Here is an 8564-nt window from a genome sequence, read left to right as displayed (position 1 = left end):
TTCCCACTCCCGAGCGTGCTGTTGACGGCGCCTTCGTGATGCCCGTGGAAGACGTGTTCTCCATCTCCGGTCGTGGTACCGTGGTGACCGGCCGTATCGAGCGCGGTATCGTCAAGGTCGGCGAAGAAATCGAAATCGTCGGTATCAAGGACACCGTCAAGACCACCGTCACCGGCGTGGAAATGTTCCGCAAGCTGCTGGACCAAGGTCAAGCTGGCGACAACGTGGGTCTGCTGCTGCGCGGCACCAAGCGTGAAGACGTGGAACGCGGTCAAGTGCTGTGCAAGCCCGGCTCCATCAAGCCCCACACCAACTTCACTGCTGAAGTTTACGTGCTGTCGAAGGACGAAGGCGGTCGCCACACTCCCTTCTTCAACAACTACCGTCCTCAGTTCTACTTCCGTACAACTGACGTGACCGGCTCCATCGAACTGCCCGAAGGCAAGGAAATGGTGATGCCTGGCGATAACGTGTCGATCACTGTGAAGCTGATCTCCCCCATCGCCATGGAAGAAGGTCTGCGCTTCGCTATCCGCGAAGGTGGTCGTACTGTGGGCGCCGGTGTGGTTGCCACGATCATTGCATAATTGATTTGTAGGGGTATAGCTCAATTGGCAGAGCGTCGGTCTCCAAAACCGAAGGTTGTAGGTTCGATTCCTACTGCCCCTGCCACCTCTTAATGGTGGAATCAACAAGAGCCCGCCTTTGGCGGGCTTTTGTGTCTTGAAATTGCACATTTTTGTGCATTTGAAACAAAATATGGCCACTACTCAGGTTGAAACAGTCAGCTCTGCTGCTGACAAAGCAAAATTAGCCGCTGTTGCGGCTTTAGTTGTTGCTTCTATTGCTGGCTTTTATCTGTTGAGCAAGCAAGGTGCGCTGGTGCAGTGGGCGACTCTGATTGTCGGCCTGGTGCTGGCTGCTGGCGTGTTTCTGATCTCTGAGCCGGGCAAGCGCTTCATTGGCTTTGCTCGTGATGCTTGGCGTGAGGTGAAGAAGGTGGTCTGGCCCACCCGCAAAGAAACCATGCAGATGACACTGTATGTCTTTGCGTTTGTGGTGGTGATGGCCTTGTTCTTGTGGTTCACCGATAAGACGCTTGAATGGGTCTTGTACGACTTGATTTTGGGCTGGAGGAAGTAATGGCTGATGCCGTCGAAACAGATGTGAATGGTGGAGCAGCGGGACCCGCCAATCCCGATCTGCGCTGGTATATCGTCCATGCCTATTCGGGTATGGAGAAGGCTGTCGAGCGCAATATTGCGGAGCGTATCGCTCGCTCGGACATGCAGTCCAAGTTTGGCCGCATCCTGGTGCCTTCCGAAGAAGTTGTGGAAATGCGCAACGGCACTCGCCGCACCACAGAGCGCCGCCTGTTCCCCGGCTATGTGTTCGTCGAAATGGTGATGGATGACGATACCTGGCACCTGGTGAAGCACACCAGCAAGGTGACCGGTTTCGTCGGCGGTGCCAAGAACCGTCCTGCCCCCATTTCTGAAGAAGAAGTTCGCAAGATCGTCGACCAGATGCAGGAGGGCACCGAGAAGCCTCGCCACAAGGTCGAGTTCATGGTGGGCGAATTGGTTCGTGTCAAGGAAGGTCCGTTCGCAGACTTCAACGGCTCCGTCGAGGAAGTCAACTACGAAAAGAACCGCCTGCGTGTCTCGGTCACCATCTTTGGCCGCGCGACTCCTGTGGAATTGGAATTCTCTCAAGTTGAGAAAACTTGAGATTCGCAATAGAATCTAGGGCTTCGCATTTTTTGACTCGATGCGAAGCTTTTTTGTAGAGTCAGCAACCTCGGGGAGCTGTTTGCAGACATCGCAAATGGCGCTATACCCGTAAGGAGCTCAACATGGCGAAAAAAATCGTCGGCTTCATCAAGCTGCAAGTGCCAGCTGGTAAGGCCAATCCTTCTCCTCCCATTGGTCCTGCGCTGGGTCAGCGCGGCCTCAACATCATGGAATTCTGCAAGGCGTTCAACGCCCAGACCCAAGGTGTCGAGCCCGGCCTGCCTCTGCCCGTGGTGATCACGGCTTTTGCTGACAAGAGCTTCACGTTCGTCATCAAGACTCCTCCCGCAACCGTTCTGATCAAGAAGGCTGTGAAGCTGGACAAGGGTTCTGCCAATCCTCTGAAGAACAAGGTCGGCAAGATCACACGTGCTCAGCTGGAAGAAATCGCCAAGACCAAGCTGAAGGACATGAACGCCGCTGACGTTGACGCTGCTGTGCGTACGCTGGCTGGTTCTGCCCGTTCGATGGGCGTGATCGTGGAGGGTGTGTAAATGGCCAAGTTGACCAAGAAGCAAAAAGCTCTCCAGGGCAAGGTTGATTCCAACAAGCTGTACTCTTTCGCTGACGCCGTGGCGCTGGTGAAGGAAGCTGCAACTGCCAAGTTCGATGAATCCATCGACGTGGCCGTGCAACTGGGCGTGGATGCCAAGAAGTCGGACCAAGTGGTGCGTGGCGCCGTGGTGCTGCCTCACGGTACCGGCAAGACTGCTCGCGTGGCTGTGTTCGCACAAGGCGCCAAGGCTGAAGAAGCCAAGGCCGCCGGCGCTGACGTGGTCGGTATGGACGACCTGGCTGCTCAAGTCAAGGCCGGCGACATGCCCTTCGACGTGGTGATCGCTGCTCCCGACGCTATGCGCGTTGTGGGTCAGCTGGGTCAGATCCTGGGCCCCCGCGGCCTGATGCCCAACCCCAAGGTTGGCACCGTGACTCCTGACGTCGCTACGGCTGTGAAGAACGCCAAGGCTGGTCAAGTGCAGTTCCGCGTGGACAAGGCTGGTATCGTGCACGGCACGATCGGTCGCCGTTCGTTCGATGCCGACAAGCTGCAGGGCAACCTGGCTGCTCTGATCGACGCACTGAACAAGGCCAAGCCTGCTTCCAGCAAGGGTCTGTACCTGCGCAAGGTGGCTGTTTCGTCGACCATGGGTGTGGGCGTTCGCGTCGATACACAATCCATCTCGGCGTAATTGCTAAAAATCGTCAGATGAGCTTTGCTCATCTGGTGTGGTGGGCTGCGGGAGTTGTTGCTCCTGCAGGTCATCCAAGACCGTTGGTGTGATTTGATCACTTAATCACGAAGGCCAACGCAGATGGCGATCCCGCTGCAGATGGAAATTTTTCCTAAACAGTTGGTCGCTGCAACAAGAGCGTGTATGCAGGGCTTGCCTTGTATATGCATTTGAAGGAGTAGACCTTGAGTCTGAATCGCAGTGAGAAAGAAGCGGTCATTTCCGAAGTGACCAGCCTCGCCGCTAAAGCTCAAACGCTTGTGATCGCGGAATACCGTGGCATCACGGTCGCCGACATGACCAAACTGCGTGCCGATGCTCGCAGCAAGGGTGTGAGCCTGAGCGTGTTGAAGAACACCCTGGCCCGCCGTGCTGTTGCCGGTAGCGCGTTTGACGTGGTGGCTGACCAGATGACTGGTCCCCTGATCTATGGCTTCTCTGAAGACGCAGTGGCTGCCGCTAAGGTGGTGGCCGACTTCGCGAAGACCAACGACAAGTTGGTGATTCGCGGTGGCGCGTTCGGAGGCAAGGCCCTGGACATCGACGGCGTTAAGCAACTGGCAAACATCCCCTCCAAGGAAGTACTGCTCGCACAAGTGTGCGGCTTGCTCATGTCGCCTATCTCGCGTACAGCCGTTGTGCTGGGCGCTCTGGCGGCCAAGAAGGGCGAAGGCTCTGCCGAAGCGGCAACAGAAACAGCCGCAGCCTGAGTGCTCGGCAAAACCAACCAATTTTAGGAAATCAAAATGGCATTCGATAAAGACGCATTCCTGACCGCCCTGGACAGCATGACTGTTCTGGAACTGAACGACCTGGTCAAGGCTATTGAAGAGAAGTTTGGCGTGTCCGCCGCTGCTATGGCTGCTCCCGCTGCTGGCGGCGCTGCTGGTGGCGCTGCTGCTGTTGAAGAAAAGACCGAATTCAACGTGGTGCTGACCGACGCTGGCGCCAACAAGGTGTCCGTGATTAAGGCTGTGCGCGAAATCACCGGCCTGGGTCTGAAGGAAGCCAAGGATCTGGTCGACGGCGCTCCCAAGACCGTGAAGGAAGCCGCTCCCAAGGCTGACGCTGAAGCCGCTGTGAAGAAGCTGGTTGAAGCCGGTGCCAAGGCTGAACTGAAGTAATTCAGTGAAATCAAGGGCTGGAGACTCGTAAAAGGGTCTCCAGCCTTTGGCGCTTGTGGAGTGCGCTTAAAGAACACACCAGAAAGCAGGTTTCCTAGGGAGTCTGCTTTTTAGTGTCTTCTGACAATCCGACAGCAGAAGATGCCTTGGTTCGGGCGATGTGCAACGCATCGCCGTCAGCCATGGTTGGTAGTGGCCAACCGCCAAGCCCGCAGGAGAACCCTGTGGGGCAGTCGTCGCAGACCCAGGACTCATGTCTTTGCCCGGAGATCTCATGGCCTATTCTTATACCGAACGCAAGCGAATCCGCAAAAGCTTCGGGAGCCGCGATAGCGTGCTCGAAGTGCCTTATCTGCTGCAGATGCAAAAAGATGCCTATACAGCATTCCTGCAGGCAGATGTAGCCCCCAAAAAACGTACCATTGATGGCCTGCAAGCGGCCTTCAATTCCGCCTTCCCCATCGTCTCCCACAATGGTTTTGTGGAGATGAAGTTTGTCGAGTACAACCTCGCCAAGCCCGCTTTCGACGTGCGTGAATGCCAGACCCGTGGTCTGACCTTCGCCTCCGCTGTCCGCGCCAAGGTTCAGTTGATCATCTATGACCGCGAGTCCTCCACGGCTCAGTCCAAGGTGGTCAAGGAAGTGAAGGAACAAGAGGTCTACATGGGCGAAGTGCCCCTGATGACCGACAAGGGTTCGTTCATCATCAACGGTACCGAGCGCGTGATCGTGTCTCAGCTGCACCGTTCGCCTGGCGTGTTCTTCGAGCACGACAAGGGCAAGACCCATAGCTCGGGCAAGCTGCTGTTCTCGGCTCGCATCATTCCTTACCGCGGCTCCTGGCTGGACTTCGAGTTCGACCCCAAGGACCTGCTGTACTTCCGCGTCGACCGTCGTCGCAAGATGCCCGTGTCGATCCTGCTGAAGGCCATCGGCATGACGCCCGAGACCATCCTGGCAACGTTCTTCGTGAACGACAACTTCCGCCTGATGGACAGCGGTGCCCAGATGGAATTCGTGGCCGATCGCCTCAAGGGCGAAGTCGCGCGTTTCGACATCACCGACAAGTCCGGCAAGGTCGTGGTCGCCAAGGACAAGCGCATCACCGCTCGCCACACCCGCGAGCTGGAACAGTCCGGCACCAAGTTCGTCAGCGTGCCTGAAGACTTCCTGCTGGGTCGTGTGCTGGCCAAGAACATCGTTGATCCCGATACTGGCGAAATCATCGCCAAGGCCAACGAAGAACTGACCGAGGCCCTGCTCAAGAAGCTGCGCAGCGCCGGTGTGCAGGACGTTCAGTGCATCTACACCAACGAACTGGACCAGGGCGCCTACATCTCGCAGACCCTGCGCACCGATGAAACCGTGGACGAGTTCGCTGCCCGCGTTGCCATCTACCGCATGATGCGTCCTGGCGAGCCTCCTACCGAGGACGCCGTGCAGGCCCTGTTCCAGCGCCTGTTCTACAACGCCGACACCTATGATCTGTCGCGCGTGGGCCGCATGAAGTTCAACGCCAAGATCGGCCGCGAAGGCGCGACCGGTCCCATGGTGCTGTCCAACGAAGACATCCTGGCCGTGGTCAAGATCCTGGTGGACCTGCGCAATGGCCGTGGCGAAGTCGACGATATCGACCACCTGGGCAACCGCCGCGTGCGTTGCGTGGGCGAGCTGGCCGAAAACCAGTACCGTACCGGTCTGGCTCGTATCGAAAAGGCTGTGAAGGAACGTCTGGGTCAGGCCGAGCAAGAGCCCCTGATGCCTCACGACCTGATCAACTCCAAGCCCATCTCTGCGGCCCTGAAGGAGTTCTTCGGTGCCTCGCAGCTGTCGCAGTTCATGGATCAGACCAACCCTCTGGCAGAAATCACGCACAAGCGTCGTGTTTCCGCCCTGGGCCCAGGCGGTCTGACCCGCGAGCGTGCCGGCTTTGAAGTGCGTGACGTGCACGTGACCCACTACGGTCGCGTCTGCCCCATCGAAACGCCTGAAGGTCCCAACATTGGTCTGATCAACTCGCTGGCTCTGTACGCCCGCCTGAACGAGTACGGTTTCATCGAAACCCCGTACCGTCGCGTGGTGGACGGCAAGGTGACGATGGATATCGACTACCTGTCGGCCATCGAAGAAGGCAAGTACGTGATCGCCCAGGCCAACGCCGATCTGGATGCCGCAGGCAATCTGGTGGGCGAGCTGGTGTCGGCCCGTGAAGCCGGTGAATCGACCCTGGTGTCGGCCGAGCGCGTGCAGTACATGGACGTGTCGCCTGCTCAGATCGTGTCCGTGGCCGCCTCGCTGATTCCCTTCCTGGAACACGACGACGCGAACCGTGCCTTGATGGGCGCCAACATGTCGCGTCAGGCCGTGCCTGTGCTGCGTCCTGAAAAGCCCATGGTCGGTACTGGCATCGAGCGCGTTGCCGCCGTGGACTCCGGCACCGTGGTCACCGCCAAGCGCGGCGGTATCGTGGACTATGTCGACGCCACCCGCATCGTGATCCGTGTGAACGACGACGAAGCCGTGGCCGGTGAAGTCGGCGTGGACATCTACAACCTGATCAAGTATCAGCGTTCCAACCAGAACACCAACATCCACCAGCGCCCCATCGTCAGCCGTGGCGACAAGCTGGCCAAGGGTGATGTGCTGGCGGACGGCGCTTCGACCGACCTGGGCGAAATCGCCATCGGCCAGAACATGCTGATCGCCTTCATGCCCTGGAACGGCTACAACTACGAAGACTCGGTGATGATCAACGAGCGCATCGTGGCTGACGATCGCTACACCTCGATCCACATCGAAGAGCTGGTGGTGATGGCTCGCGACACCAAGCTGGGTGCCGAAGAAATCACACGCGACATCCCCAACCTGTCCGAGCAGCAACTGAACCGCCTGGACGAGTCCGGCATCATCTACGTGGGCGCCGAAGTGCAACCCGGCGACGTGCTGGTGGGCAAGGTCACGCCCAAGGGCGAGACCACGCTGACGCCTGAAGAGAAGCTGCTGCGCGCCATCTTCGGCGAGAAGGCTTCCGACGTGAAGGACACTTCTTTGCGTGTGGATCAGGGCTCGCAAGGCACCGTGATCGACGTGCAGGTGTTCACGCGTGAAGGCATCCAGCGCGACAAGCGCGCCCAGCAGATCATCGACGATGAACTCAAGCGCTTCCGCCTGGACCTGAACGACCAGCTGCGCATTGTGGAAGCCGACGCTTTCGACCGTATCGAGAAGCTGCTGACCGGCCGCGTGGCCAACGGTGGTCCTCAGAAGCTGTCCAAGGGCGCCAAGATCGACAAGGCCTATCTGGACGGTGTGGAGAAGTTCCACTGGTTCGACATTCGTCCTGCCGAAGACGATGTGGCCGCTCAGCTGGAGTCCATCAAGAACTCCATCGAGCAGCAGCGTCACACCTTCGACCTGGCGTTCGAAGAAAAGCGCAAGAAGCTCACCCAGGGCGACGAGCTGCCTGCCGGCGTGCTGAAGATGGTCAAGGTCTACCTGGCTGTCAAGCGTCGTCTGCAGCCCGGTGACAAGATGGCCGGCCGTCACGGTAACAAGGGCGTGGTCTCGAAGATCACTCCTGTGGAAGACATGCCTTTCCTGGCTGATGGCTCCACCGCCGACATCGTGCTGAACCCGCTGGGCGTGCCTTCGCGTATGAACATCGGTCAGGTGCTGGAAGTGCACTTGGGCTGGGCCGGCAAGGGTCTGGGCCAGCGCATCGGCGACATGCTGCAAAAGGAAGCCCGTGCTGCTGAAGTGCGAGCCTTCCTGGAAGAGATCTACAACCGCAGCGGTCGCAAGGAAGAGCTGTCTCAGCTGGACGACGGCGAAGTCATGTCCATGGCCAAGGAACTGACCACGGGCGTGCCATTCGCAACGCCGGTGTTCGACGGTGCTTCCGAAGCCGAAATCAAGGACATGCTGAAGCTGGCCTACCCTGACGACATCGCTGCGGCCAAGGGTCTGACCGAGACACGCACTCAGGCTTATCTGTATGACGGCCGCACCGGCGAGCGCTTCGAGCGTCCGACCACCGTGGGCTATATGCACTACCTGAAGCTGCACCACTTGGTCGACGACAAGATGCACGCCCGCTCCACCGGTCCTTACTCGCTGGTGACGCAACAGCCTCTGGGCGGTAAGGCCCAGTTCGGTGGTCAGCGTTTCGGTGAAATGGAAGTGTGGGCGCTGGAAGCTTACGGCGCCGCCTATGTGCTGCAGGAAATGCTGACTGTGAAGTCCGACGACGTGGTCGGTCGTACCAAGGTGTACGAGTCCATCGTCAAGGGCGAGCACTCGATCGAAGCGGGCATGCCCGAATCGTTCAACGTGCTGGTCAAGGAAATCCGCTCTCTGGGCTTGGACATCGAGCTCGAACGTTCTTAAGCACTATTAAACAGAGAGCTGCAACCGC

General features: G+C 58.4%; 8 protein-coding genes and 1 tRNA gene. All 9 read left to right on the top strand.

Annotation, left to right across the window (positions count from 1 at the left end):
* A partial coding sequence (locus tag CTATCC11996_RS16280; RefSeq protein WP_003078122.1) for an EF-Tu C-terminal domain-related protein occupies positions 1-587 on the top strand: 587 nt, incomplete at its 5' end.
* 9 nt (positions 588-596) lie between these two features.
* Positions 597-672 (top strand) — tRNA-Trp (locus CTATCC11996_RS16275).
* 87 nt (positions 673-759) lie between these two features.
* Positions 760-1143 (top strand): preprotein translocase subunit SecE, encoded by a 384-nt coding sequence (gene secE, locus CTATCC11996_RS16270; RefSeq protein ID WP_034349432.1) that lies wholly within the window; start codon positions 760-762, stop codon positions 1141-1143.
* On the top strand, positions 1143-1730 hold the full coding sequence (gene nusG / locus CTATCC11996_RS16265) for a transcription termination/antitermination protein NusG (protein WP_003078116.1): 588 nt from the start codon (positions 1143-1145) through the stop codon (positions 1728-1730). Before secE ends, nusG begins: the two co-directional genes overlap by 1 nt.
* A gap of 125 nt (positions 1731-1855) precedes the next feature.
* Positions 1856-2287 carry a 50S ribosomal protein L11 gene (gene rplK, locus CTATCC11996_RS16260; RefSeq protein WP_003078114.1) on the top strand — a complete coding sequence of 144 codons (432 nt, stop codon included), beginning with the start codon at positions 1856-1858 and terminating at the stop codon, positions 2285-2287.
* Positions 2288-2983, top strand: a complete 696-nt coding sequence (rplA, locus tag CTATCC11996_RS16255; protein ID WP_003065693.1) for a 50S ribosomal protein L1 — start codon at positions 2288-2290, stop codon at positions 2981-2983. It begins immediately after the preceding gene.
* Positions 2984-3210: 227 nt separating this feature from the next.
* Entirely contained in the window at positions 3211-3735 is a 525-nt protein-coding gene (rplJ, locus tag CTATCC11996_RS16250; RefSeq protein WP_003078111.1) for a 50S ribosomal protein L10, read from the top strand.
* A gap of 36 nt (positions 3736-3771) precedes the next feature.
* Positions 3772-4149, top strand: coding sequence for a 50S ribosomal protein L7/L12 (rplL, locus tag CTATCC11996_RS16245; RefSeq protein WP_003078108.1), 378 nt, complete (start codon positions 3772-3774; stop codon positions 4147-4149).
* A gap of 274 nt (positions 4150-4423) precedes the next feature.
* Positions 4424-8536, top strand: coding sequence for a DNA-directed RNA polymerase subunit beta (rpoB, locus tag CTATCC11996_RS16240; RefSeq protein WP_003059330.1), 4113 nt, complete (start codon positions 4424-4426; stop codon positions 8534-8536).
* Positions 8537-8564 lie beyond the last annotated feature (28 nt).

The sequence above is a fragment of the Comamonas testosteroni ATCC 11996 genome, assembly GCF_000241525.1.
GTDB classification, from domain to species: domain Bacteria; phylum Pseudomonadota; class Gammaproteobacteria; order Burkholderiales; family Burkholderiaceae_C; genus Comamonas; species Comamonas testosteroni.
This window is presented reverse-complemented; position numbering and strand designations above follow the sequence as displayed.